Raw genomic sequence first — 26,350 nt, forward strand, 5'->3', positions numbered from 1 at the left:
TAATTAATTAAACATTCTTTTGGTAAAAAATGTGTAATTATGCGTACAGCAAGTATTGGTTATAGAGTTTGTATAATGGCGGAGCATTACTTTCGCAACGAAAAGTAACATTGATTTTCTTTGGCAGATTGCTTTTAGAAATAACAAGTGGCTGAAATTTATAAACAACAGGCGTTATAAAATCTGAAAACTGCTGAACGTTAAAAACCTTTATAACAACATCGTCTGTTTTTTGTTTAATGGTTTCGTTTTTACAACAATCTTTCTTTACCGTTTCGTTTTTTTCTTTGCAACACGCTTTTTCGTGTGTGTCTTCTGCACAATTTATAGACGCAGCATAACCTAATTCAACTTTTTCAATTTCGTTTCCACAATAATGAATATTAATAGCTAACCCTACATTTGAGAAAAGTACGGCTGCTGCTAATAAAAAATTATATAGATAGCGTTGAAACATTTAAATTTTGTTGCGTTTTAATTTTTTGTAAATTTACTAAAAAAAAGAATATGGAAAGAGAACAATTAAAGATTTCTTTAACAGAAATCATAAAATCGAACAAAACCATTAACGAACGATTACAAGAAATTTGTAATCTTTTGCGTTTAAATGTAGCACATTACGATTGGGTTGGCTTTTATTTTGCCGATGCCAACAAGAGAGAATTGCACTTGGGACCATTTGCCGGGTTACCTACAGACCATACCACTATTCAGTTTGGGAAAGGCATTTGCGGGCAGGTTGCCGAAAGCAATGAAACTTTTTTGGTTGATGATGTTACTGCGCAAGACAATTATATTTCGTGTAACATTGATGTGAAATCTGAAATTGTTGTACCAATTATTGTAAATGGTATCAACATAGGTCAGATCGATATCGATTCAAACACCGCAAGCGCATTTAGTAGCGAAGATCAGGAATTACTGGAATGGCTTACCGATGAAATTGCAGAAATGTATAAAGGGTAAAAATACAGACACATAATTGCAGGATTAAAAAAAAGATGTACATTTGCATCGAATTTTATAATTCAAAACATTACATAATAATCATTTAAATAATATTAGCATGTATTTAACTAAAGAAGTTAAAGAAGAAATCTTCGCTAAACACGGAGGTGCTGCAGCGAACACAGGTTCAGCAGAAGGACAAATTGCATTATTCACATTCAGAATTTCGCATTTAACAGAACACTTAAAAAAGAATCGTCACGATTACAATACAGAGCGTTCATTAGTTCTTTTAGTAGGTAAAAGAAGAAGTCTTTTAGATTACTTAAAGAAAAAAGATATCAACAGATATCGTGAAATTATCAAAGAATTGGGTATTAGAAAATAATCCATTTTACAACGAGGTGTGCGCATGTGCACCTCTTTTTTTTATTATATTTAAGCATAAAAGCTTGGTTTTTCATTGGGGAACAACAACTACACAACACAACAACAACCCATTGTTTAATCAATTAGAGAATTAATTTATGATTCCACAATTATTTGTAGAAAGCATCGATTTAGGTGATGGCAGAAACATCACAATCGAGACAGGACGCTTGGCGAAACAAGCCGATGGTTCTATAGTAGTAAGAATTGGAAAAACGGTTATTTTAGGAACCGTTGTTTCCGCAAGAAAAGCAAGTCCGGGAATCGACTTTTTACCGTTAACGGTAGATTATCGCGAAAAATTTGCTGCAGCTGGTCGTTTTCCAGGTGGTTTCTTTAAAAGAGAAGCGCGCCCAAGCGATAGCGAAGTATTAACAATGAGATTGGTAGACCGCGTTTTGCGTCCGCTTTTCCCAAGTGATTATCACGCAGAAGTTCAAGTTATGATTCAGTTAATGTCTCATGACGAAGACGTAATGCCTGATGCATTGGCAGGTTTGGCAGCTTCGGCAGCACTTGCTTTGTCTGACATTCCTTTTGAAACTTTGATTTCTGAAGCAAGAGTTGGACGTATCGATGGAAAATTCATCATCAACCCTTCTCGTGCACAATTAGAATTGTCTGATATCGACATGATGATCGGTGCTTCAAGAGATTCTATCACAATGGTAGAAGGTGAAATGAAAGAAATTTCAGAAAAAGAAATGGTTGAAGCCATTAAATTCGCACACGAACACATTAAAGTACAAATTGATGCTCAAGAAAGGTTGGCAGCTGCATTTGGAAAGAAAGAAGTTCGCGAATACGAAGGAGAGAAAGAAGACGAAGCTATTTTAGCAAAAGTTAAACAAGCGGCTTACGATAAAATTTACGCTATTGCAAGTAAAGGTTCTGCAAAACATGAACGCTCTGCTGCTTTTGATGCCGTAAAAGAAGAAGTAGTGGCGTTGTTTACAGAAGAAGAATTGTTAGAAAACGGCGATTTAGTTTCTAAATATTTCAAAAAAGTAAACAAAGACGCTGTTCGTAACGTTACTTTAGATTTAGGGACACGTTTAGACGGAAGAAAAACAACTGAAATTCGCCCAATTTGGTGCGAAGTTGATTACTTACCATCGGTTCACGGTTCTGCATTGTTTACACGTGGAGAAACTCAAGCATTGGCAACTGCAACTTTAGGAACTTCTAGAGAAGCAAACGTTATTGATTCGCCATCTGAACAAGGAGAAGAAAAATTCTACTTACACTATAATTTCCCACCATTTTCAACAGGAGAAGCTCGTCCTTTAAGAGGAACTTCAAGAAGAGAAGTTGGTCACGGAAACTTGGCGCAACGTGCATTAAAAAACATGATTCCTGCAGATTGTCCTTATACAATCCGTGTGGTTTCTGAAGTATTAGAATCAAACGGATCGTCTTCAATGGCAACTGTTTGTGCAGGTACTTTATCTTTGATGGATGCTGGTATTCAAATGATTCGTCCGGTTTCTGGAATCGCGATGGGATTGATTACAGACGGAAATCGTTTCGCAGTTTTATCTGATATTTTAGGTGACGAAGATCACTTGGGAGATATGGATTTCAAGGTAACTGGAACTTCAGAAGGTATTACAGCTTGCCAAATGGATATCAAAATTGATGGATTGAAATACGAAATCATGGAGCAGGCTTTAGATCAGGCTCGTGAAGGTCGTTTACATATCCTTGGAAAACTGACAGAAACTTTAGCGAAACCAAACGAAGAAGTTAAAGTTCATGCTCCAAAAATCATCATGAGAACAATTCCTGGTGCTTACATTGGTGCGTTGATTGGTCCGGGTGGTAAAGTAATTCAAGAATTACAAAAAGCTACTGGTACAACAATTGTAATTACCGAGGTTGATGAAGAAGGCGTTGTGGAAATTTTAGGAACCGATCCTGCAGGAATTGAAGCAGTATTGGCTAAAATTCAATCGATCACTTTTAAACCACAAGTTGGCGAAGCTTACGAAGTTAAAGTAATTAAAATGTTAGAATTTGGCGCTGTAGTAGAATATACTGCTGCACCAGGAAACGAAGTTTTATTACACGTATCTGAATTAGCTTGGGAACGTACAGAAAATGTTACCGATGTAGTAAACATGGGCGATGTATTCCAAGTTAAATATTTAGGTTTAGATCCTAAAACAAGAAAAGAAAAAGTATCGCGCAAGGCATTATTACCTCGCCCTCCAAAACCAGAAGGAAAATCTGAAAACGGAGAAGGCAAGTCTGAAAACAGACCAGCGCACAGAAATAACGATAACAAACCTTCTAACGACAAGAAAGAAGAAAACAAATAGTTTCTGTTAAATCTATTCTAAACCGATGAGCAAACCTCATCGGTTTTTTTATTTTTACAACCAAAACAAACTACTTATGAAAAACACTCTTTTACTTTTTGTGTGCACACTTGTTACACAAATTATTACCGCACAAAACATTAACCTGCAAATTTCAGATTCGGAAACAAAAGAACCAATAGATTTTGCCATCGTGCTTCTACCCGATCACAAGAAAAGTTTTGTATCAAACGAAAAAGGAATTTTTATGATCGATACAAACAAATACAAATTACCGTTAAAAGTAATCGTAGAGCAATTCGGTTTTGAGCTGCAAGAAATTACCTTACAAAATGCCACAAGTGTTTACAATATTTTTTTAAATCCGGCTACAGAAGTACTTCAAGAACTGATTATTCCACCAGCAAACGCTAAAATTAAAGAACGTACTTATGGTAGAACAAATGAAGGTTCGGGAAACATTCAAGGGCAAATGAATCGTTTTGATAATGAAAATAAAGATTCTGGAAGTGAATTTGGATTAATCATTAAAACAAATGATCATTTAAAAAGATTGAAGAAAGTTCATTGGCATATAAACGGCATAACTTTTAAAAGAGCCATTTTTAATTTGCAGTTTTATGAAGTAGAAAACAACAAACCTACTAAACGCATTCCACACAGTGAAATAAACTTCTCTATCAACGAAAACCAAAAAGGGTGGCTGGTGTTAAACACAGAAAACAAAGATATTTATCTAGACGGCACTAAAAAGATAGCAGCTATTCTTAAAGTACAAAAAATTGAATTTAGAAAAGGAGAAAATGAAGGCAACTTACTTATGAACGTTGGCGCAGCAACCTCAAATATCATAACCTTAAGATCTAATATTTACGAAGGTTGGGAAAGCGGCCCAATGAATTATCCTTTTTACATCACCGTAGATTCGTACGAATAAAAAAGTTTTACAACTTTTTGTAACATTTTGCAACATGCTGCGTATAACTACAAGTTAACAACAAAGGAAGGGGTTATTTAAAACATGAGACAACTTAAAATTACCAAACAGGTAACCAATCGTGAAACGGCATCGTTAGACAAATATTTACAAGAAATTGGTAAAGTAGATTTAATTACTGCCGACGAAGAAGTAGAATTAGCACAACGCATTAAAGCTGGTGATCAGCGTGCATTAGAGAAATTAACAAAAGCTAATTTACGTTTTGTAGTATCGGTAGCAAAACAATACCAAAATCAAGGTTTAACGTTACCCGATTTAATTAACGAAGGAAACTTGGGATTAATTAAAGCCGCACAACGTTTTGATGAAACACGTGGTTTTAAATTTATTTCGTACGCCGTTTGGTGGATCCGTCAATCAATCTTATCAGCTTTAGCAGAACAATCACGTATCGTACGTTTACCATTAAATAAAATTGGTTCTATCAATAAAATCAACAAAATGTATGCGTTGTTAGAACAATCGAACGAACGTCCGCCATCGGCAGAAGAAATCGCTAAAGAATTAGACATGACGGTAAACGACGTGAAAGAGTCAATGAAAAACTCTGGTCGTCACTTATCAATGGATGCACCTTTAGTAGAAGGAGAAGATTCTAACTTGTACGATGTATTGCGTTCGGGCGAATCACCAAATCCGGATCGTGAACTGATTCATGAATCATTAAGAACAGAAATCGAACGTGCGTTGGAAACATTAACTCCACGTGAAGCAGATGTTGTTCGTTTGTATTTTGGATTGGGCGATCAGCACCCAATGACATTAGAAGAAATTGGAGAAACTTTTGATTTAACGCGCGAACGTGTTCGTCAGATCAAAGAAAAAGCAATCCGCAGATTAAAACATACATCTCGCAGTAAAATCTTAAAAACTTATTTAGGATAATATCAATTTTAAAAACTCGTTATTTAGGTAACGAGTTTTTTTTATGTACACTTTGTAACAAATCAAAATAAACGATACTAACATTTTGTAAAAATTATTCTGCTTTGAAAGCCACCGAAAAAGAATTCTTGGACTTGATGCAAAAACACAAAGGAATTTTATATAAAATTTCCAGGATGTACTTTGACCATACGGAAGATCAGCAAGACTTGATTCAGGAAATGACTTTTCAGTTGTGGAAATCGTATCAAAACTTTAAAGGCGACAGTCAATTTTCTACCTGGATGTATCGTGTTTGTTTGAATACCGCTTTAACCTTCTTTAAAAAAGACGATAAAAAACAGGACAAATACGAACTTCATGAAAATTACGACCGTATTGATACCGACGACAGTGCTTTTAAAGAAGAACAACTGAAATATTTTTACGATGCCGTGCAAGAACTCAACAAAGTAGAAAAAGCCCTAATTTTCTTGTTTTTAGAAGGAATGAACCATAAAGACATTGCCGAAAACTTGGGTATCAGCGAAGTGAATGCACGTGTAAAATTAAACAGAACAAAAGAAAAATTACAAACCATCATAAAAAAGAACGGATATGAATTTTGATGAGTTACAAAAAAAATGGGACAACCAGCCCGAAAAGGATATTAACATAAAAGCTGAATATTTAACCAAAAGTAAATCGTTAGCCGAAAAAATAATTAAAAGTTTTAAGCGCGAAGCCATTTTTTGGATTGTAAGTATTGTGTTTATTTTAATAGTTCCTTTAATGGAATCGTCACAAATATACGGTGTTTTAAGTCTGATTTATTACTTTTTGGTATGTCAGTTTATTGTTTTTGGGTTGTATTACTACCGCAGGTTTTACACCATTAGTAAAATGATTAAGCAACCCAACACGTTTAACAGCCGCGAAAGTATTATTAAGCTATATTATGAATTTCATTTTGCTATTGAGACATATCGATCGTCAATCTATATTTTATTGCCAACAGCTATAGCTTTGTTTGTAATTACGGCAGGTAAAGACAAAACGTACGATTTGGTAGAAAAATTCTATCATTTTAAAGAAACTTTTCAAACAGATCCTGCGTTTATTTACACAGTTTTAATCATTGGTGTTGTAACAATTATTGGTTTGATATTACTTTCGGAATGGATTATTAAAAAGTTCTATGGCAGATATTTAAAACAGCTAAAAGAATTAATGGACGAATTTGAAGATTAAAAAAAGCAACTCGAATGAGTTGCTTTTTTTTATAGAATTCTATAAAAATTTTTTCCCTACGTTTCACTGGCATTTACCTCAATTAAAAATAAACGACTAAACTTTTATATACTTTTATATCAAAGTTTCGACAATGATTATTTTAAAAAACAAACAAACCCTTAAAGAAGAAGATAAATTCAAAAGAATTACACAATATTTTAATCATAAAAACAACGTTAATTCATTTAAAGACATTTCTTTATTTACAGATATAAGTTTGTATCAAAATGTAAATTATTCGTGCAAAAACTTAACAAACCAAACTGCTGTGTTAATTCCTTTAGTTGGCTCATTCAGCATAAATAATAACAACGTTCAAGCAAACGAAATAATCAGTGTTCCTGTAATTAAAAATGAAACTATTGATATAAAAGCCTTAGCAGAAGATTTTTCGTACGGATTATTTTTTATAGTGCAACAACAAAGTAATATTACACAAAATATCGATATTACTTTACAACAAAACAAGCTGTCGAAATTTAGCTTAATTCATAAAAAAACAAACATTTACTTTGGATTATACGAGTTGCGAACAAAAGATTTTTTAACCATAGATAAGAAAAACAATTATATGATTTTTATTATTTCTGGAGCTTTTGAAGTAAACGATAGATTATTAGAAGCAAGAGAAGCATTACTAATTGAAAATACCGATTTAATTGATTTTGAAGCATTATCAAACAACGCGTTAATACAAATTATAGAACTAATAACATAAACAACAATGGAAAGAAAAGATTTTTTAAAGAACAGCTTAGGTTTTTTAGGCATGGCCTTGATATTACCTAAACTAACTGGTTGTAATGGTAGCGATGACACTACTGTAATTGTAGATGATGGCGGCGGAAGTAACACTGGCGGAAACACAGAATGTAAAAGTTGGCCTACAGAAACCGAAGGGCCCTTCCCTACTAAAAATCCAAGTTCATATCAAATTATAAATATTAAGGGAGATCGTACGGGTGTGGCGTGCGAAATTAAAATCAAAATTGAAGATGTGAACAACGATTGTGCTGCAGCCGAAGGTATTTTTATTGATATCTGGCATTGTGATAAAGATGGAAATTATTCTCAGTACGGTGCAACAAACATGCAACAGGCAGATTATAGAGATTATAATTTTTTACGTGGACGACAAACAACAGCATCAAATGGCTATGTAACGTTTCAATCGATATTTCCGGGATGGTATCAAGGAAGAGCAACACATATACACGTACATGTTTACAAAGCAAACGGAACGTCATTAAAAGTTACTCAAATAGCATTTCCAGAAGGATCAAACAGTGCTGTTATTACAGTTAATGCAGCAACAGACTATGGTTATACAAAAGGCATGAGTAGTTATACATACAACACAAAAGATAACGTTTTTAGTGATGACACTACCGGACAGCAAATTGCTACTGTTACAGGAAGTGTTGCGAATGGATACACTGTTGAAGCAATTATTAAAGTACCTATTTAATTACAAAAGAATGAATTACAAGAAAATTCAGTTTACATACAGCCAACACATAAATAACAATGTCTCAACTGCTTGGGAAAAACATATTTTTGAAGAAACTTTTAATGAATTTTTAATTCAATCAAATATTTTTCAGTTAGAAAATTTAAAAGTAAATTCTTATAAAGATCTTATAAAACATAACGAAAACGCTATACAGTTAAACAATTTGTTAGCTGCTAGAGTTATACCAAGTATAGAATTATTAAATAACAATATTTTTTCGGTACCCGATAATTTAAACACCAGTTATTTACAGTTTACACATTTTAATGTACATATAATTCAATCTAATTTGTTAGATAAAAGCAAGCATTATATAACAATTAACTACATATCAAAACCTTATCATTTAATAGATTGTATCAACGATTATTATTTAGTAAGCAAGGATATATCAAATGAAAAAATTATTGAAACATTAATGTTTCCCTGTCTAAAAAATTTATCTATTTCGGTAATTCATTTATGAAGAGCAACTCAAATAAGTTGCTTTTTTAGTAGTAGGTAATTGTTCTGTTATATGTTTGAAAATGTCCACCAAGAATTGCTTTTGAAACCCAGTTTCCTTTTTTATCAAACTTATAAGAAATTTCATTGTTTTCTTCTTTAATCAATTCTCCATTTTCGTAGAATTTAATCATTACAATATCGCCTTGTTCGTTATAAAAGTGATGATAAACTTTAGTAACTCCATTCCAAATATTTGTTAATTTCTGTTCTGTTTTTCTTCCTTTTTTATTGTAAGCAAACTCCCATAAGCCTATAATTTCACCATCGGCATGATAATTTATGACTTTAGTTTGAATATTTTTTTTGTTATAATATTCCTCAAAATGCTTTCGTTTAACACCATCCCATTCTAAATATTTTATAAGAATATACCCTTCTTTTGTTTTGGTTTTTTCAACTATATAATCATTTAAGTTCTCTTTTTGAGGTTCTAAAACAAAACCTTTCTTATCAAAATAATAAAACACTTTATTCTTTTCGCAAGTAACTGGTGGCAAGTGCTATTGCAGGACATTTTTCATGAACTTCCTGAATACTTTTTACCTTTCCCTTTAGATTCATTTGGTTTGCTGTTTGACCAAAAGATATTGTTGTAAACAAAAGACCTGAAATTAAAATACTTTTTCTTATCATATCAATTTTTTCTTAAATTAAAGATATAAAAAAAGCAACTCAATTGAGTTGCTTTTAGTTTTATGCGATAACAATAATTAGTATCTGTAATATTCTGGTTTAAATGGTCCTTGAACCTCAACACCAATGTATCCTGCTTGTTCGGTTGATAAAGTTTCTAACTCAACACCTAATTTAGCCAAGTGTAAAGCAGCAACTTTTTCATCTAAATGCTTTGGTAACATATACACATCATTCTCGTATTTATCAGAATTTTTCCATAATTCGATCTGTGCCAATGTTTGGTTTGTAAACGAGTTACTCATTACAAATGACGGGTGACCTGTTGCGCAACCTAAGTTTACCAAACGTCCTTCTGCCAAAATAATGATATCGTTTCCAGCAATTGTATATTTATCAACCTGTGGTTTTATTTCAATTTTTGAAGCGCCATGATTTTTATTCAACCAAGCGATATCAATTTCATTATCAAAGTGACCTATGTTACAAACAACGGTTTTATCTTTCATTTTTTCGAAATGACGACCAACAACGATGTCTTTGTTTCCGGTAGTTGTAATAATGATATCTGCATTACCAACAACTGTATCTAATTTCTTCACCTCAAAACCGTCCATAGCTGCCTGTAAAGCACAAATTGGATCAATTTCTGTAACTGTAACGATAGACCCTGCTCCGCGGAAAGACGCTGCCGTTCCTTTACCAACATCACCGTAACCACAAACAACCACGCGTTTACCAGCCAACATTAAATCGGTAGCACGACGAATAGCATCAACAGCCGATTCTTTACATCCATATTTATTATCGAATTTAGATTTGGTAACCGAATCGTTCACATTGATTGCTGGCATTGGCAAAGTTCCTGCCTTAACACGCTCGTACAAACGGTGAACACCAGTTGTAGTTTCTTCAGACAAACCTTTGATTCCCGCAACCAATTCCGGATAACGATCAATAACCATGTTTGTTAAATCACCACCATCATCTAAAATCATGTTTAACGGCTGACGGTCTTCACCAAAGAACAATGTTTGCTCAATACACCAGTCAAATTCTTCTTCGTTCAAACCTTTCCAAGCATAAACCTGAATTCCGGTTTCAGCAATTGCAGCTGCAGCCTGATCTTGTGTAGAAAAAATGTTACAAGAACTCCAAGTAACTTCTGCACCCAAAGCTTTTAACGTTTCAATTAACACAGCCGTTTGTATGGTCATGTGTAAACATCCTGCAATACGCGCACCTTTTAAAGGCTGCTCGTTTTTATACTCTTCGCGAAGCGCCATTAATCCTGGCATTTCAGCTTCTGCTAACTCAATTTCTTTTCTTCCCCAAGCCGCTAATGAAATATCTTTCACTTTAAATGGCACGTAAGGTATCGTTTTTGTACTCATGTATTCTGTATATTTGTGTATCAAATTGTTTGCAAATTTACGCATTTCATTTTAATAGATTGCAAACGAAATCATAAACCGTTACAATATGCCCTTATTTAAAACTATTTCGTACGATATTGATACGCAGATATTTATTTGGAAGATTTTAGAAAGCGAAGCCGAATTGAATGCGGCGGTTGAGTTACAGGACAAACATTTGCACAGATTGAACGGAATGCTTTCTGAACAACACCGTAAGGGATTTTTGAGTGTTCGGAAATTATTGATAGAAGCTGGTTATACCGATTTTGATTTAAATTACGATACCAACGGAAAGCCGAGTTTGGCAGATGGAAAGCATATTTCAATAACCCATTCGTATGATTTTTCTGCGATTATTGTCAGTTCTCAAAACGTTGGGATTGATTTGGAAAAACAGCGAGAAAAGATCATTAAAATTGCTGATAAATTTATTGGATCTGAAAGCAGTTTTTTGAATATCGAAAGAAATTATAAAGAAGATTTAAGCGTAATCTGGGGCGCGAAAGAAGCTTTGTACAAAATGTGCAATTCGCGCAGTTTGAGTTTTAAACAAGATATGCACATTCACGATTTCACTAAAAACACCAACCAAGGCACGGCTTTAGTCAATTGTAAAGAATTAGATTTTGACAGTCGATTTACGTTTCATTTTGAAACATTTGAAAATTACACCTTGGTTTACGCATTAGAAAATGAATGATTTTTCTTTTCCCACAGATGCACAGATTTCGTTTTGATTAGTCGCCAATAATGTCATGCTGAACTTGTTTCAGCATCCCATAGCAACTATTAAATAATCCGTTTATCTGTTGAAATAACACAAAACTATGAATAAAGAAATTATACAAACCGAAATACAATACAAAGCCGTACGCAGTTCGGGTGCCGGCGGACAAAACGTTAACAAAGTAGCTACAAAAGTTCAAATTCAGTTTTTTGTTGAACAAAGCAATGGCTTAACCGCCGATGAAAAAACAACATTATTCGAAAAATTAGCCAACCGTATTACCAAAGAAGGTTTTATTATGGTAGAATGTGGCGAAACCCGCAGCCAGCTTAAAAATAAAGAATTATGTACCCAACGTTTGTTTATGTTGTTAGAAAATGCATTGAAGAAAGATAAAAAACGTATTGCTACTAAAATTCCTAAATCGATTATTAAAAAACGTTTAGAAGACAAACAACGCATCGCCGATAAAAAAGAGAATAGAAAGTTTAGGTTTTAAGTCATAAATGTAAAAAATGAAACAGTTCTATTTATTTGTCATATTCTGTTTGCTTATTCATAATATTCAAGCACAAGAATTAAAGGCTACTATGATTTCAAAAGATGAAGTAGAATTAGAAATTAGTAATCCTGAACAATTATTATTCTTCATTCCTTACACGGAAAAAATTTATTATTCAATAGGAAATTATGGATTAATATTTAGTATATATGAAGGAAATAAAATATCAGAGGAGTGTAATTCTATTGTAGATTTCATTTATTATGGTCCTTTTTGGATTAGAGAAAAAATTGAAAGATTTGGAAGCGGTTATTTTTCACGAGAAAAAATCATAAAACGAAAATACAAATTGGATTTTAATTCATGTGAGCATGAAATTCTAAAAAAGAAAAATATTTCTATTGAATTCACTTTAATTCAATATGATCTACACAAAATACGTCTGTTTAAAAAGGAACTTAAATCATATTATAAACAAGGTGTAATATTTGACGGAGAGTTAACCAGTAATAAAATTTCATTCAATCTGTGTCATCAGTGGCAAAAAATTAATGTTTCGAATTATTTACTTTCATCTCAAAAAAACAATTATCTTTGCCCCGTCTCAAAGGGGTGCCGTACGGCTGAGATCATACCCGTTGAACCTGGGCAGGTAATGCTGCCAAGGGAAATGAACAATACACTTATTGAGTGCACGCATAAGTTGCTGTTCGTAACGAAAACATTTTTATTAATCTAAACAAAATAAATGCCCCTTTTATTTGTAAAATTATTTTTACGAATGAAAACTCATTTTTTGTTTGCAGGCTTTTGTCTTTCGGCAATTTCCATGCAGGCACAAACGCAAACCGAAACTAAAAAAGACACCATTTCATCGGAAACTTTAGATGAAGTTTTAGTACAGGCGGTTCGCGCAACCAACAAAACGCCGATCGCTTTTAGCAATTTAAGCAAAGAAGAACTGGCAAAACGTAATCTGGGTCAGGATATTCCTGTTTTAATGAACTTTATGCCATCTGTTGTTACAACTACCGATGCCGGTAACGGCGTGGGTTACACAGGAATTCGCGTTCGTGGTAGTGATGGCACGCGCATTAACGTAACCATTAACGGTATTCCGTACAACGATGCCGAATCGCACGGAAGTTTTTGGGTGAACATGCCCGATTTTGTTTCAAGTGTGGAAAATCTACAATTACAGCGCGGTGTTGGTACATCGACCAACGGATCGGGTGCTTTTGGAGCGAGTTTAAACTTATTAACCGACAAGTTTTCGTACGATGCTAATGGAGAAATCGCAAATTCTATCGGAAGTTTCAATACAAGAAAACATACAGCAAAATTCAGTACCGGATTGGTAAACAATACGTTTGAATTAACGGGTAGATTATCAAATCTTTATTCAGACGGATATATTGATCGTGCTTCATCTAAACTAAATTCGTACTTTTTGCAAGGAACTTTTGTTAACGAAGGAACCTTATTGAAAGCCTTGGTTTTTGGGGGAAATGAGAAAACCTATCAGGCTTGGAATGGTGTTGAAGATAAAGATGTATTAAAAAACAACCGAACATTTAATCCATCCGGAGCGTATATCGATGATAACGGTGTGCAACGATTTTACGACAACGAAACCGATAATTACAAACAAGATCACTATCAGTTACATTGGAACGAAAAATGGAACAGCAATTGGAATTCTAACGTAGCAGTTCACTATACCAAAGGTTTCGGTTATTTTGAGAATTACAAAACCAATCAAAAATTGTTAAGCGATTACGGTATTGCGCCTATAGAAGTTAATGGTGAGATTCAGGAAAGATCTGATTTGATCCGAAGAAAATATTTGGACAATCAATTCTACGGTGTTACTTTTTCTGCTCAATACGCTAAAGACAACCTGGAAGTACTTTTTGGTGGAGCGGCAAATACTTATGAGAACGATCATTTTGGCGAAATTCTTTGGATACGCAGTCAGCCACAAAATCAATTCAAGCAAGAATATTACAGAGATAATTCTACCAAAAACGACAAAAATGCGTTTTTAAAAGCAACTTACACGTTACAAGATAAATGGATTTTGTTCGGAGATTTACAGTATCGTAATGTAACCTATAAAGCCAACGGAAACGAAACTGGTTTGGTTGATGACAAATTCAATTTCTTTAACCCAAAAGCAGGTATTACTTATAAAATAGACGATGCCAGCAGTGCGTATTTTTCGTATGCAAGAGCAAATCGTGAACCAAATCGTAATGATTATGAAAACGGAAATCCTCGCCCTGAAAAATTGAACGATTTTGAATTAGGATGGAGATATGCTTCACAAAAATTAGCGGTTAATGTGAACGGATATTATATGTTGTACAAGGATCAGTTAGTGTTAACAGGTGCTTTGAACGATGTAGGTGCAGCTTTACGTGAAAACAGTGGAAACAGCTACCGTCTAGGTATTGAAATTGATGGATCGTGGCAGTTTGCTCCGAAATGGTTAATTAACCCGAATGTTACGTTGAGTTCAAACAAAAATACCGATTACAAAGCAGAGGTCGATGGATCGTTAGTTCATTTAGGAAATACCAACATATCATTTTCTCCTAATTTAATTATTGGTAATGCCTTAACTTTTTCGCCGGTAAAACAGTTAAACCTTACGTGGCTTACCAAATTTGTAGGCGAACAATACATGGGAAATACCGATTCTGACGCATCGAAGCTAGATTCTTATTTAACAAACGATATAAATGTGGTATACGAAATACAGTTAAAAAAATGGTTTAAATCAATATCATTCAATTTGTTGGCGAATAATATTTTTAACGTAAAGTATATTTCAAACGGATATTATTACACGTATGATGATGCCGGATCTACTCCAGGATCTGTAAAAACATTTGAAGGTGCGGGATATTATCCGCAGGCACAATTCAATATTCTGGGTGGTGTAACCCTTAAATTTTAGTCTAATCAACCTTAATAATCAACAACCAAGAGCGAGCATCTTTAAAAGATGCTCGTTTATTTTTAATTAAAAACGGTAATCATTGTTCCACCTTGTGAAACTCGGTATTCTTTCAGCGGATATTGTGCATCGGTAGTAGCCAGCCCTAAATACAAATTATACACCAAAGCATCGCTGCAACCGCATGTAGCTTCTACTCCGTTCAACGTTAGTTTAGAGCAATTACTTATTCCGTGATTGGCACAGGTCGCATCAAAAGCTCGTAATCCAGTTCCAGTATTTATCACTAAAATTCCGTTGATTCCATAACCCGGTATATACACGGCATTGCCCGGATATTGTAATTTATTGTACGTTGGCAGCGAAGTATTTATTGGTACATTCACTGCAATTTCAGGCAGATACGGATTTCGGTTGTCCCAATCGTCTTTTGAACACGACAGTAAAAACAAACCCGAACATATTGTTAACACAAACAGCTTTTTCATTATAAAACATTTGGAAAACAAATTTAATTATTTAACTTTGACTAAATAATAATGTAAAGAATATTAACAAAATAAACGCATAAGAACTAAATCCCGTTGTATGGGATTTTTTCTGTTTTATAAATTGAATTGAAAATGAGTAACGTATCCTATTATACTGCCGAAGGCTTAAAGAAATTGAGAGATGAAATTGATCAGTTAAAAAGTGTGGAACGTCCAAAATCATCGCAGGCAATTGCAGATGCACGTGATAAGGGAGATTTATCTGAAAATGCAGAATACGATGCAGCAAAAGAAGCACAAGGTCTGTTAGAATTAAGAATAGCTAAAATGGAAGAAGTTTTGGCAAACGCTCGTTTAATCGACGAATCGCAATTAGATACCACAAAAGCTTTGGTACTTTCTACCGTACGTATTAAAAACCAAACCAACGGAATGGAAATAAAATACAAACTGGTTGCAGAAAGCGAAGCCGATTTAAAAGCGGGGAAAATTTCGGTAACTTCACCAATTGGTAAAGGTTTGTTAGGAAAATCGGTTGGTGAAATCGCAGAAATCAGCGTTCCAAACGGAACATTAAAGTTCGAAGTTTTAGAAATAACAAGAGACTAAACTTTTAAGCCATGAGTATTTTCACTAAAATCATCAGCGGAGAAATTCCATCGTACAAAATAGCAGAAAACGATGAGTTTATTGCTTTTTTAGATATCAATCCAAATGCAAAAGGTCATACGTTGTGTGTTCCCAAACAAGAAATCAATAAGATTTTCAATATGGAAAAAGGATTGTATGCCCGTTTAATGGAATTTTCTTACGATGTGGCAAAAGCCATAGAAAAAGCGGTTCCGTGCAAACGTGTAGGTATTGCTGTTGTTGGTTTAGAAGTACCTCATGTACATGTACATTTAATTCCGTTACAGGATATGGACGATATGCGTTTTCAGCGAAAAACATCGTTATCACAACAAGAATTTGAAGAAACAGCTCAACAAATAGCTGCGAATCTATAAAATGAATCCCTTTGAAATTTCAAAGGGATTTTTTGTATTTTAGATGTAATTAGTTTTTTTCGAAACAATGAAATTCGAACCAAAACAAATCACGCTTAAAAATAAAAAAACAGTTGTAATTAGACAGGCTGAACTTTCTGATGCCGAAAATCTTTTAAACTGTATAAAAACCTCATTCCTACCAGCAACTATATTCCAAAACTAGAAAGTGAAATTAAATTAACGGTTGATCAGGAAAAAGAGTGGACCAACTCCTTCTTAATTTATGATAATTCTTTACTGTTGGTTGCTGAATATGAAGGCGAAATCATAGGAAATATCGATTTAACCGGAAACCGCAAAAAATTATGGAACATACTGCTGTAATTGGCATGGGTATGTTACAAGAATGGCAAAATATCGGTTTGGGCACAGCCTTACTTTCAGCAATTATTGAATGGGCTAAAAGCAATCCTATTTTAGAACTGATCTGGTTACAGGTTTATACCGAAAACGAATCTGGATTGAATTTATATCTAAAAATGGGATTTGTAGAAAACGGAGTTATTAAAAACTTTTTTAAACAAGACAATAAATATTTCCATAACCTTACAATGACTTTAATGGTGTAAAAACTTTTAATTTCTTCAAAAATTTTCTGAAAAATCATACAGATAGAACTTATTAAGCTTCGTCAGTTCAAGCTTGTTGAGAACTTTTAAAACTTCTCGATACGCTTCACTTTGTTATACTACTCGAAGTGACGATTTATTTAAATTTGCATAGTAATTTTTAGTTCAGATTACAGATAATTAAATTTTCTTATATTGAATAGAAAAAACGGTTCCTTTACCAATTTCTGATTTTAAAACACGGATTGATCCTTTATGATATTTTTCAACAATACGCTGGGTAAGCGAAAGTCCCAATCCCCAACCGCGTTTTTTGGTTGAAAAACCAGGTTCGAACACTTTTCTGAATTGATTTTTAGGAATTCCTTTACCGGTATCACTCACTAAAATCTGCAGCGTATTTTCGTTGTTTCTAATTTCAACTTCCACATTTCCTTTTCCTTTAATTGCATCAATGGCATTTTTCACAAGATTTTCAATTGTCCAGCTGTGTAAAGTTGGGTTCAGCATTAAATTTACAATATCGGTGTTGGTTTCAAACTTAAAATTAATCTGCTTGGAACTGCGTGACTGCAAATAATCAAACGATTTTTTGGTTTCTTCCACAATATTCAGCAATTCCAGATTGGGTTCAGATCCTATTTTAGAAAAACGATCGGCAATAGTCTGCAAACGATCCACGTCTTTCTGAATTTCGCCGATAATATTTTCATCCATATCATCCAACTTCATAATTTCGATCCAACCTAAAAGCGATGAAAGCGGTGTACCGATCTGATGTGCCGTTTCTTTTGCCATACCTGCCCACAATTTGTTTTCAGACGACATTTTACTGGCACGGAAATAACTGTAAACTAATAAACCAAACAAAACCAAAATGGCTACCAATGCCAAAGGATAATATTTTAACTTGGTAATTAAAGAAGAGTTTCCGTAGTAAACATATTGGTTACCTTCAGAATGCTTTATCTCGATAGGAATATTTTGAGTCTTTAATTCCTTTAAAAATTTTTGTTGAAGATTCAAATCGTTTTCAACTTCTTCCGAAACATTAAACAAACTGATAATGCTGTCAGTACTTGTGGTAAGAATCGCCGGAATTGTCGTATTCTTAATAAGAATATTTGAAGGAAGCTCTATATCTGCATCCAATGAAGAACTACTAATTGTTTGATTAGCTTCCGCCCAAATCTCCATTTTCACACGTTCTTCATGCTTAAATGTCTGGAAAAGCAAATACGTATTCCAGAGAATTAAAATTAAAATTCCCAACGAAAAAATCAAGAGAAACCAACGGGTGTACAAACTTCTTTTAAGTATTGACATGCAATAAAATTTGAAATGCGTTTAGCAAGATACTCCTTTATAACGTTATTTTGTTGATAATATTTTGAAAATTGAACCAAAAACTTGCAATGCTATACTTATATTTGTTTAAACCAATTTATGTATGTTAAGCATTAATCCAGCCGATTTAACTCCGGTTCAAGTTCAGGCGTATTTGCAGGGAGCAGTGGGTCCGCGACCAATTGCTTTTGCTAGCACGGTTGATGAAGAGGGAAATCCGAATTTATCGCCTTTTAGTTTTTTTAATCTGTTTAGTTCCAATCCGCCAATTCTGGTTTTTTCGCCAGCGCGTCGTGTTCGTAACAACACCGTAAAACACACGTTGTTAAATTGCGAAGCTACTAAAGAAGTGGTTGTAAACATTGCGAATTACGATATGGTGCAGCAACTTTCGTTATCATCTACAGAATATGGCGACGGAGTTGATGAATTTATCAAATCGGGCTTTACAAAATTGCCTTCAGATATGGTAAAACCATTCCGCGTTGCCGAAAGTCCGGTGCAGTTAGAATGTATAGTGAAAGATATTATTGCGTTGGGCGATCAAGGCGGAGCCGGAAATATGATTATTTGCGAAGTAGTAAAAATTCACATATCTGAAAACGTTTTAGATGGTAAAGGCGGTATTAATCAGCATAAAATTGATCTGATTGCACGTATGGGCGGTAACTGGTACACGCGTGCCACACCAGGAATGTTCGAGGTTGAAAAACCATTAACCACTTTGGGAATTGGCGTTGATGCAATACCCGAAGATGCAAAAAAAAGTGGTATATTTGCAGGAAACGATTTAGGTATTTTAGGCAATGTAGAAGTGCTGCCGACTACCGATGATGTTGAAGCATTTTTAAACGAAAACAGCCAGATTAAAAACTGGAAAAACGATAATAACAAAGAATTAATTTATAAAAAAGCAAAAGAATTTTTAAGCGAAAACGATGTTACATCGGCTTGGAAAACAATTTTGGCAGCAAAAATATAATACAATGGAAGTTTTAGGAAGAATTAAAATGGTTGGTCCTGCACAAGACGTAAGTCCAACTTTTAGAAAAAGAGAATTGGTTGTAACAACCGAAGAGCAATATCCGCAACATATTTTAATTGAGTTTACGCAAGATAAATGCGATTTATTAAACGCTTTTCAACCAGGCGAGCAAGTTCGCGTAGGTATTAATTTACGTGGTAGAGAATGGGTTAATCCACAAGGAGAAACACGTTACTTTAACTCGATTCAAGGTTGGAGAATCGATCGCCCACAAGCACAGCAACCATACAACCAGCCACAACAAGGCTATGGTGCTCCACAAGGCGGTTACGGACAACCTCAACAAGGCTACGGGCAACCAAATCCGTTTGAAAATCAAGGTGGCGGTTATGCGAATAATAACAATTCAGGCTTCCCTCCTGCTCCGAATTTTAATCAAAATCAAGAAGCAGAAGACGATTTACCTTTTTAATATTGAAATAAAAACAATAATTTTGAATCCTGATTACATTTGTAATCGGGATTTTTTTTAAATCTTAACCACATAGAATTTTAAAGCATTGAACATTATAATATGCCACAGATGCACAGATTTTTTATTCTTATCTTGAAAAATCTACATTAATAAATGCGTAAGCATTTATCTTTAAAAAGTAAGATAGGTTATCAAATATATATCTGTGACTCTGTGATAAAGCTATGTGGCTATGTGGTTTCAAATATCATAAAATGTACAAACTTACCAAAGAACTCTTTTTCCCAAATGTTGAAACCACCCATTCTTCGGGTATCGTCGCTTTTGGTGGTGATTTATCAACCGAACGACTGATGCTTGCTTACAAAAGCGGAATCTTTCCTTGGTTTGAAGATGGAGAAGAAATTACCTGGTTTGCTCCCGAAGAACGAATGGTTTTGTTTTTAAATCAGTTGAAGATCGCAAAATCTACCCGAAACATCATCAATAGAAATATATTTAAGGTAACATTCAACACGGCGTTTAAAGATGTAATTATTCACTGCCAACAAACCAAACGCAACGGACAATTAGGCACGTGGATTACCGATGATATGTACAATGCTTACCTTAAATTACACGAATTGGGTTATGCAAAATCGGTTGAAGTTTGGCAAGATAATGAATTGGTCGGAGGTTTGTATGGTATTGATTTAGGACATATTTTTTGTGGCGAAAGTATGTTTTCAAAGGTATCAAACGCCTCTAAAATTGCTTTTATACACTTGACCAATAAATTAAAAGCAGAAAATTATCAGCTAATCGACTGTCAGGTTTACAATGATTATTTAGCACAATTGGGTTGCGAGGAAATTCCGCGCGATTTATTTATGCAGATTTTGAATAAGGAATTAAAGGTTGTTTATGAGGATGACTAAATTCTTTCAACCATAAAAGCAGATCAATCTTCTTCTAAAACAATGACATCAATACCATAATACAAAGCTATAGACTTGTTTATAAAATGGTTCGGATCTTTTTGAATATCATTAAACAATAAAGTTTCGGGTCTATTTTTAATTTTAAAAACTTTACATGGCAATTTACTTTTACTCAATGCATATTTCTTTAAATAAGCATCTCTATCTAAAAACTGCTTTCTATAACCTTTAGCTTTACCTTTAAAAATATCGGTATATACAATTTGTAAATTGTTTTTAAATTCACTCGTTATAGAAGGAAAAATGAACAAAGCAGTTAAACTTACAATTAATAAGATAATCATTTTTCTATTAAAGATAAGTTCTAGTTTCGATATTATTAAGATAGAAAGAAAATATAAAAACGTAAAAGAAATAAAATAGAACAAGTTTTCTACCCTGAATGGATGAATTACTTTTAAATTATAGATTGTTATAAATATGCATATAAATAAAAAAACGTTTGCTACTAAAAACAACTTGAAAACAGTTATTTTCTTATGAAAATTTACTTTAATCTTAAAATAGGTATTAACAAAAACAAATAGTAGAAATACCCAAATAGCATATTTTATATAGTGTATAAATAAACGATAGAAACTAAGTTTCAAAACTTCAAAAGAAGATATGGAACGCGTAGAGTTAATCACATTTGACCGAACTCCATTTCCTGGTGCAAAAAAAATAACACCCAATAGCAAAGTCGTGATAAAGAGCAACCACACATAATTGTGATTTATTTTACGGTGATCGTAGTAATAAAAACAGACAAGTGTACAAAGCCACAAAAAAATTCCTCCTATTAACAATTCATTACTACCACCTATTATAAAAATTAATAATGTTGCCGTAATATTATGCTTTAAAGTATTATAATTATAACTCTCTAATGTATTTGCTATTAAAAAAAGCACTAAAGCCGATGGCACAAAGTAGGTCATAACGCTAGGAAACCAATAAAAATTTTCACAGATTGCCGGTAAAAAAAGTACATAAGCACAAAACAACAAAGCTCCTAAAAACCAGTTATTTATGCATTGCGCAACAATTGTTCTTTTTAATAAATATACCAGCCCAAAATAAAAAAGAAGTAAACTTGCTACAGATAAAAAGCCATAATAATGAATTGATCCAAAATTTAAAGCGGTCAATGAAAGTGCTGCTGTTGCAAAATACCTTGATGACCAGGTAAAATAAACTTCTTTCTGTTTTTCAAAAAAAGACATTCCTTTATGCATAACAGCATATGAAAAATCATCTGCAGATGGATAAACAAAAAAACTTAAGTAAAACAAAGGCCCAATTACTAAAATTATCAAGAGGACAATGCTACTTTTTTTGTTTATTAAACATTGTAATATTTTATTCATCCACGACTTTATTAAAATTAGCTTTTATAACAAAAACACGAAGTAATATGATCGTTTACCATACCAACAGCCTGCATAAAGGCATAAACGGTAGTTGATCCCATAAATTTAAAACCACGTTTTTTTTAAATCTTTTACCAAGGTGTCTGATATTTCGGTTTTTGCAACGGCATCTTTAATACTTTTCAGTTTATTATCAATCGGTTTTCCGTTTACGTAGTTCCATAAATATTCAGAGAACGAACCAAATTCTTTTTGAATTTCCTGAAAAACGCGCGCATTGTTTATAGTAGCTTCAATTTTCCCGCGATGACGAATAATACCTTCGTTCTGCATTAATTCTTCAATTTTACCATCATTATATTTTACGATTTTTTTGTCGTTGAATTTATCAAAATCTTTACGGAAATTCTCACGCTTCTTTAAAATCGTAATCCAACTTAAACCCGCCTGAAAAGATTCCAACACTAAAAATTCAAACAAAACTTTATCATCATAAACAGGTTTTCCCCATTCTTCATCGTGATATTTTATATACAGTTCATCGTTTGATACCCAATTACATCTAATTTTTCCCATATTTAATTCGTTTTAAAAGATGGTGTTCCTTGTGGAAACATCTGTTGGTTTTGATCTTTAAACGATCCAAAGTTAAAGGTTAATCCAACTTTAAACATACGGCGTTCGTTCAAAGTTTGAGTACGCATTTGTAAACCGTTTCCAAAAACATTCACATCAAAACCGTCGGTATTCAGTACGTTATCAACCCCAATATTTACATTCAGTTTGTTATCCAAAAACTTTTTATTAAAGGTAACACTTAAATTTTGTGCCGGTTTATTTAGTTCGTACAGATTCATAACCCCTTTAAACATGTTGTAATAAGTTATAAAAACACGCGAGTTGTTTCCTAAATAAAACTGCGAATAGGTAAAAAGATAAAAAGCTCCTTTCTGAAAACGATCCGGAATCACCTCATCGTACGTGGTTTTAAAATATCCTGCATTTAAATAGGTAAACGACAATTCATCAACATTCAGCCCGTTTCTATCGTTAATCATGTTTTTAATTCCTTTGGTAAACATGGCGTAAGGAATCGGCAATCCCATATTGAAACTCTGCGAAATTCCGTTTTCGATATTATGCGATTTAGATTCCAGCGTACCATTGGGCGTGATTTCATAAAACACCACATTTTGATTAGGCATTTTGGATAAATTGTAACTGAAATAAATATAATCGAACACCGTTAACGTAGCATTCATGTTATGACTGATTTCTGGTTTTAGGTTTGGATTTCCTGCATTTGAAACCAGTAAACTGTTTTGCGAAGTTACGTTAGGATTGAACGATTGCGCACCCGGCAAATTCATACGTTTGCTGTAACCCGCACTTAAATAAACGCCCGAAATTACAGGATATTTTAAAGTAACTGTAGGAAAAAGATTGGTATAATCTTGTTTTAAATTTAGAGAATCGACAGCAGTTTCCGACTGATACGTTAGATTTTCTAATCGCAAACCTGCCGAAATCATTAACGAACTAATATTGCTTGATACACTTGCATAAGCGGCTTTGTTGGTGTATTTAAAATCGTATGGAATGTAGTTTCGTGTCTGATCCCAAATGTACGATCCGTTGTTGGTTGAAACCGAATGTGTGTAATGCGCACCCAACGATAAATTTCCGTTCACAGCTTTAAAAGGCGTTTCAAAATCGGCTTTGGTTTGGCTGTATACAAAATTATTATCAGCCAAAATAGTCGATGCCATTTGATCTTCTACAAATAACTGATTGCTGTTAGTATTGTTCTGGAATTCGGTGTTCGATGTCAGTGTAAAATTAGTTCCGATAGTATCTAATTTTTGCGAATAAACAAACTGCAATTCGTGCATATTGTTGTTGCTGTTTGCCAATGTTTGCTGTTTGTAAGCCGTTTCGGTATCGCCAAAAGCATTCAACATATTTCCGTACGTTTTTGGCTTGCTGTAGGTATGGTTAAAGTTGTATTTAAGCGTTAAATTAGCCAAATCGCTTAATTTGTACTGCCAGTTGTTACGCACATAATAATTTTGATACCATTGGTTGTTCCAGTAATTTTCGCGCGCTTTAATCTGCGTACCGTTACTCATATAACTAAATTCGTTTAACGAATTAGTGTTGCCTTCGTGATGCGTGTAACCAGTATTCATATTCCAACTGAATTTGTTCTTTTTGAACATGATTTGTGCCGATGTAGTATTTTTAACTTTACTATTTACCGAATTCTGCTGCATGAAACTTCCGCTGACACCTTCAATTTTAGCCGATTTTGTAATTACATTGATAATAGTTCCATTGAAAGTCGCGCTGTATTTTGCTCCCGGTCGATCGATAATCTCGATCCTTTTAACAGTGTTTGCCGTAAGGTTTTTAAGAAAATTTGTCAGTTGATCTCCACTCATTCCTGTTGGTTCGTCATCTAAAAAAATAGTCGCCAGTTTTCCGTTATGGGCAATTTGTCCATTGGCTGTAACCAAAACTCCAGGTAATTTATTAACCGCATCAAACACGCTACCCGAATTTAAAACCGTAAGATTCTCTACATCAACCACCGTTTTATCGGCAAATCTGCGAATGTTTTTATTGGTTTGATCTATTACGATTCCTTCTAAAACTTCATCTTGCTGTTCGGTAAACTGCAAATCTAATTTTTGATCCGCGATGTATTTTAATGATTTTGTTTGAGCCTTAAACTGCGAGTGCTCCCAAGTAATGGTGTATTGCGTTACATTTTCAGGAATTTCAACAGAGAAATATCCTTCCTCATTTGTAGTTGCATTATAAACCTGATCGGTTTCAACAGTAATAAAGGTTTGAGGAACAGGTTCGCCTCTAAAAGTAACCAATCCTTCAATTTTTATGCTTTGAGCGTTTATTAACCCTGCAAAAAACAAGGACAACACCAATATTATGTTTTTCATTAATATTTTTTTATATTAGTATCATAAGACAATCTTTTGTTACAATAAAAAAGCATTAATATTTGCTTCTCTACTTCATCAAGAATTAAAGAAAATAGTAAATAAAACAAAACCCCAAATTCTAACGAACTTGGGGTTTTTACATGAATTAGTTTAAAGATTAACCAATTGCTACACGTTTAAAACCTGCAACAGTTAAACCTTTAGAAACAGAATCGATATATTTTTCAACGCTCATAGAGCTATCTTTAATATAATCTTGCGCAACTAATGTATTGTCTTTAAAGAAACGGTTTACTTTACCTACTAAAATACCTTCTAATTTATCAGCTGGTTTTCCTTCAGCGATTAACTGCTCACGAGCAATTTCTTTTTCTTTTTCAATAACTGCTTGGTCAACACCATCGCCGTTTAAAGCAATTGGGTTCATTGCAGCAGCCTGCATTGCAACGTTTTTAGCAGCTTCGTCACCACCTTCTACAGCAGCAGATAAAGCAACAATTGTAGCAATTTTACCAGAGTGAACGTACGAACCAATGAAAGCACCTTCTAATTTTTCAAATCCACCGATTTCGATTTTTTCACCGATAACACCAGTTTGTTCGATTAATTTTTCAGCAACTGTCATAGAATCGTTATAAGCCGAAGCTAAAAACTCTTCTTTAGTTTCAAAATTGAAAGCTTTTTCAGCCATTTCGTTAGCTAAAGCTACGAAACCTTCGTTTTTACCAACGAAATCGGTTTCACAGTTTAATGTAATAACGATACCTTTAGTTTTGTCTGCGTTAACATAAGCAACAGCAGCACCTTCGGTAGACTCACGGTCTGAACGGTTTGCAGCAACTTTTTGTCCTTTTTTACGTAGAACTTCGATTGCTTTATCGAAATCTCCTTCAGCTTCAACTAAAGCTTTTTTACAGTCCATCATTCCGGCACCTGTAATTGTTCTTAATTTATTTACGTCTGCAGCAGTAATATTTGCCATTGTATTGAGAATTAAATTAATGATTTATAAAATGAAAAAA

The 26,350-nt window shown here is 33.8% G+C and carries 29 protein-coding genes and 1 pseudogene; 20 read left to right on the forward strand and 10 right to left on the reverse strand.

The features are described 5' to 3' along the window. Positions 1-37: 37 nt before the first annotated feature. Positions 38-457 (reverse strand): HYC_CC_PP family protein, encoded by a 420-nt coding sequence (locus F0460_RS12845; protein ID WP_150013842.1) that lies wholly within the window; start codon positions 455-457, stop codon positions 38-40. 50 nt (positions 458-507) lie between these two features. On the opposite strand from F0460_RS12845, the gene F0460_RS12850 reads away from it, so the two are divergent. The 10 genes from F0460_RS12850 to F0460_RS12895 all read left to right on the forward strand — a co-directional run bounded on the left by F0460_RS12850 (position 508) and on the right by F0460_RS12895 (position 8,834). Continuing rightward, complete coding sequence (locus F0460_RS12850) at positions 508-966, forward strand: GAF domain-containing protein (protein WP_150013844.1); 459 nt, start codon at positions 508-510, stop codon at positions 964-966. Between the two features lie 100 nt (positions 967-1,066). After that, entirely contained in the window at positions 1,067-1,336 is a 270-nt protein-coding gene (gene rpsO, locus F0460_RS12855; protein ID WP_091517771.1) for a 30S ribosomal protein S15, read from the forward strand. A gap of 139 nt (positions 1,337-1,475) precedes the next feature. Then, complete coding sequence (locus tag F0460_RS12860; protein ID WP_150013846.1) at positions 1,476-3,698, forward strand: polyribonucleotide nucleotidyltransferase; 2,223 nt, start codon at positions 1,476-1,478, stop codon at positions 3,696-3,698. 76 nt (positions 3,699-3,774) lie between these two features. Continuing rightward, positions 3,775-4,635, forward strand: a complete 861-nt coding sequence (locus tag F0460_RS12865; protein ID WP_150013848.1) for a carboxypeptidase-like regulatory domain-containing protein — start codon at positions 3,775-3,777, stop codon at positions 4,633-4,635. An 84-nt stretch (positions 4,636-4,719) separates the two neighbouring features. Next, positions 4,720-5,583 carry a sigma-70 family RNA polymerase sigma factor gene (locus F0460_RS12870; protein WP_090677933.1) on the forward strand — a complete coding sequence of 288 codons (864 nt, stop codon included), beginning with the start codon at positions 4,720-4,722 and terminating at the stop codon, positions 5,581-5,583. Between the two features lie 104 nt (positions 5,584-5,687). Further along, a complete protein-coding gene (locus F0460_RS12875; RefSeq protein ID WP_150013850.1) occupies positions 5,688-6,191 on the forward strand; it encodes an RNA polymerase sigma factor in 504 nt (167 codons plus the stop codon). Beyond that, positions 6,181-6,813 carry a hypothetical protein gene (locus tag F0460_RS12880; protein ID WP_150013852.1) on the forward strand — a complete coding sequence of 211 codons (633 nt, stop codon included), beginning with the start codon at positions 6,181-6,183 and terminating at the stop codon, positions 6,811-6,813. Before F0460_RS12875 ends, F0460_RS12880 begins: the two co-directional genes overlap by 11 nt. A 133-nt stretch (positions 6,814-6,946) precedes the next feature. Then, the gene (locus tag F0460_RS12885) at positions 6,947-7,573 is read left to right on the forward strand and encodes a pirin family protein (protein WP_150013854.1); all 627 of its coding nucleotides are present in this window, start codon (positions 6,947-6,949) and stop codon (positions 7,571-7,573) included. A 6-nt stretch (positions 7,574-7,579) separates the two neighbouring features. After that, a complete protein-coding gene (locus F0460_RS12890; protein ID WP_150013856.1) occupies positions 7,580-8,323 on the forward strand; it encodes a dioxygenase family protein in 744 nt (247 codons plus the stop codon). A gap of 10 nt (positions 8,324-8,333) precedes the next feature. Further along, entirely contained in the window at positions 8,334-8,834 is a 501-nt protein-coding gene (locus F0460_RS12895; protein ID WP_150013858.1) for a hypothetical protein, read from the forward strand. A gap of 25 nt (positions 8,835-8,859) precedes the next feature. Here F0460_RS12895 and F0460_RS12900 read toward each other — a convergent pair whose 3' ends face one another. From F0460_RS12900 to ahcY, 3 genes are all read right to left on the reverse strand, one after another. Next, positions 8,860-9,342 carry a hypothetical protein gene (locus F0460_RS12900; protein WP_150013860.1) on the reverse strand — a complete coding sequence of 161 codons (483 nt, stop codon included), beginning with the start codon at positions 9,340-9,342 and terminating at the stop codon, positions 8,860-8,862. Position 9,343: 1 nt separating this feature from the next. After that, entirely contained in the window at positions 9,344-9,508 is a 165-nt protein-coding gene (locus tag F0460_RS16215; RefSeq protein ID WP_190304154.1) for a hypothetical protein, read from the reverse strand. 77 nt (positions 9,509-9,585) lie between these two features. After that, a complete protein-coding gene (ahcY, locus tag F0460_RS12905) occupies positions 9,586-10,902 on the reverse strand; it encodes an adenosylhomocysteinase (RefSeq protein ID WP_150013899.1) in 1,317 nt (438 codons plus the stop codon). 88 nt (positions 10,903-10,990) lie between these two features. Here ahcY and F0460_RS12910 point away from each other — a divergent pair, with 88 nt between their 5' ends. The 4 genes from F0460_RS12910 (at position 10,991) to F0460_RS12920 (ending at position 15,117) form a co-directional block, all read left to right on the forward strand. Continuing rightward, entirely contained in the window at positions 10,991-11,626 is a 636-nt protein-coding gene (locus F0460_RS12910; protein WP_190304155.1) for a 4'-phosphopantetheinyl transferase family protein, read from the forward strand. A 127-nt stretch (positions 11,627-11,753) separates the two neighbouring features. Then, positions 11,754-12,152 (forward strand): alternative ribosome rescue aminoacyl-tRNA hydrolase ArfB, encoded by a 399-nt coding sequence (arfB, locus tag F0460_RS12915; RefSeq protein ID WP_150013862.1) that lies wholly within the window; start codon positions 11,754-11,756, stop codon positions 12,150-12,152. Between the two features lie 16 nt (positions 12,153-12,168). Next, entirely contained in the window at positions 12,169-12,894 is a 726-nt protein-coding gene (locus F0460_RS16500) for a hypothetical protein (protein ID WP_450091340.1), read from the forward strand. A 42-nt stretch (positions 12,895-12,936) separates the two neighbouring features. Beyond that, positions 12,937-15,117, forward strand: a complete 2,181-nt coding sequence (locus tag F0460_RS12920) for a TonB-dependent receptor (RefSeq protein ID WP_150013864.1) — start codon at positions 12,937-12,939, stop codon at positions 15,115-15,117. Positions 15,118-15,179: 62 nt separating this feature from the next. On the opposite strand, the gene F0460_RS12925 is transcribed toward F0460_RS12920, so the two are convergent. After that, positions 15,180-15,605, reverse strand: coding sequence for a Rieske (2Fe-2S) protein (locus F0460_RS12925; protein WP_150013866.1), 426 nt, complete (start codon positions 15,603-15,605; stop codon positions 15,180-15,182). A gap of 135 nt (positions 15,606-15,740) precedes the next feature. Here F0460_RS12925 and greA point away from each other — a divergent pair, with 135 nt between their 5' ends. The 3 genes from greA (at position 15,741) to F0460_RS12940 (ending at position 17,226) form a co-directional block, all read left to right on the forward strand. After that, entirely contained in the window at positions 15,741-16,217 is a 477-nt protein-coding gene (gene greA / locus F0460_RS12930; RefSeq protein WP_150013868.1) for a transcription elongation factor GreA, read from the forward strand. A gap of 11 nt (positions 16,218-16,228) precedes the next feature. Next, positions 16,229-16,615, forward strand: coding sequence for an HIT family protein (locus F0460_RS12935; protein WP_150013870.1), 387 nt, complete (start codon positions 16,229-16,231; stop codon positions 16,613-16,615). Between the two features lie 347 nt (positions 16,616-16,962). Beyond that, positions 16,963-17,226, forward strand: coding sequence for a GNAT family N-acetyltransferase (locus F0460_RS12940; RefSeq protein ID WP_150013872.1), 264 nt, complete (start codon positions 16,963-16,965; stop codon positions 17,224-17,226). A gap of 180 nt (positions 17,227-17,406) precedes the next feature. On the opposite strand, the gene F0460_RS12945 is transcribed toward F0460_RS12940, so the two are convergent. Beyond that, a complete protein-coding gene (locus tag F0460_RS12945; RefSeq protein WP_150013874.1) occupies positions 17,407-18,552 on the reverse strand; it encodes a sensor histidine kinase in 1,146 nt (381 codons plus the stop codon). A 124-nt stretch (positions 18,553-18,676) separates the two neighbouring features. Between F0460_RS12945 and F0460_RS12950 the strand changes: the two genes are divergently transcribed. The 3 genes from F0460_RS12950 (at position 18,677) to aat (ending at position 20,950) form a co-directional block, all read left to right on the forward strand. Next, positions 18,677-19,555, forward strand: a complete 879-nt coding sequence (locus tag F0460_RS12950; protein ID WP_150013876.1) for a flavin reductase family protein — start codon at positions 18,677-18,679, stop codon at positions 19,553-19,555. Between the two features lie 4 nt (positions 19,556-19,559). Then, positions 19,560-20,030: a DUF3127 domain-containing protein gene (locus F0460_RS12955; RefSeq protein WP_150013878.1), complete on the forward strand. Its 471-nt coding sequence runs from the start codon at positions 19,560-19,562 to the stop codon at positions 20,028-20,030. 257 nt (positions 20,031-20,287) lie between these two features. After that, positions 20,288-20,950: a leucyl/phenylalanyl-tRNA--protein transferase gene (aat, locus tag F0460_RS12960; RefSeq protein ID WP_150013880.1), complete on the forward strand. Its 663-nt coding sequence runs from the start codon at positions 20,288-20,290 to the stop codon at positions 20,948-20,950. 23 nt (positions 20,951-20,973) lie between these two features. Here aat and F0460_RS12965 read toward each other — a convergent pair whose 3' ends face one another. The 4 genes and pseudogenes from F0460_RS12965 to tsf all read right to left on the reverse strand — a co-directional run bounded on the left by F0460_RS12965 (position 20,974) and on the right by tsf (position 26,310). Continuing rightward, the gene (locus tag F0460_RS12965) at positions 20,974-22,362 is read right to left on the reverse strand and encodes a DUF6056 family protein (protein WP_150013882.1); all 1,389 of its coding nucleotides are present in this window, start codon (positions 22,360-22,362) and stop codon (positions 20,974-20,976) included. Between the two features lie 17 nt (positions 22,363-22,379). Next, positions 22,380-22,941 (reverse strand): annotated as a pseudogene (locus tag F0460_RS12970) (DNA-3-methyladenine glycosylase I). A gap of 2 nt (positions 22,942-22,943) precedes the next feature. Continuing rightward, a complete protein-coding gene (locus tag F0460_RS12975) occupies positions 22,944-25,325 on the reverse strand; it encodes a TonB-dependent receptor domain-containing protein (RefSeq protein ID WP_150013884.1) in 2,382 nt (793 codons plus the stop codon). A 160-nt stretch (positions 25,326-25,485) separates the two neighbouring features. Then, a complete protein-coding gene (gene tsf / locus F0460_RS12980) occupies positions 25,486-26,310 on the reverse strand; it encodes a translation elongation factor Ts (RefSeq protein ID WP_150013886.1) in 825 nt (274 codons plus the stop codon). Between the last annotated feature and the right edge of the window lie 40 nt (positions 26,311-26,350).

The sequence above is a fragment of the Paenimyroides baculatum genome, assembly GCF_008629655.1.
Lineage (GTDB): Bacteria > Bacteroidota > Bacteroidia > Flavobacteriales > Flavobacteriaceae > Flavobacterium > Flavobacterium baculatum.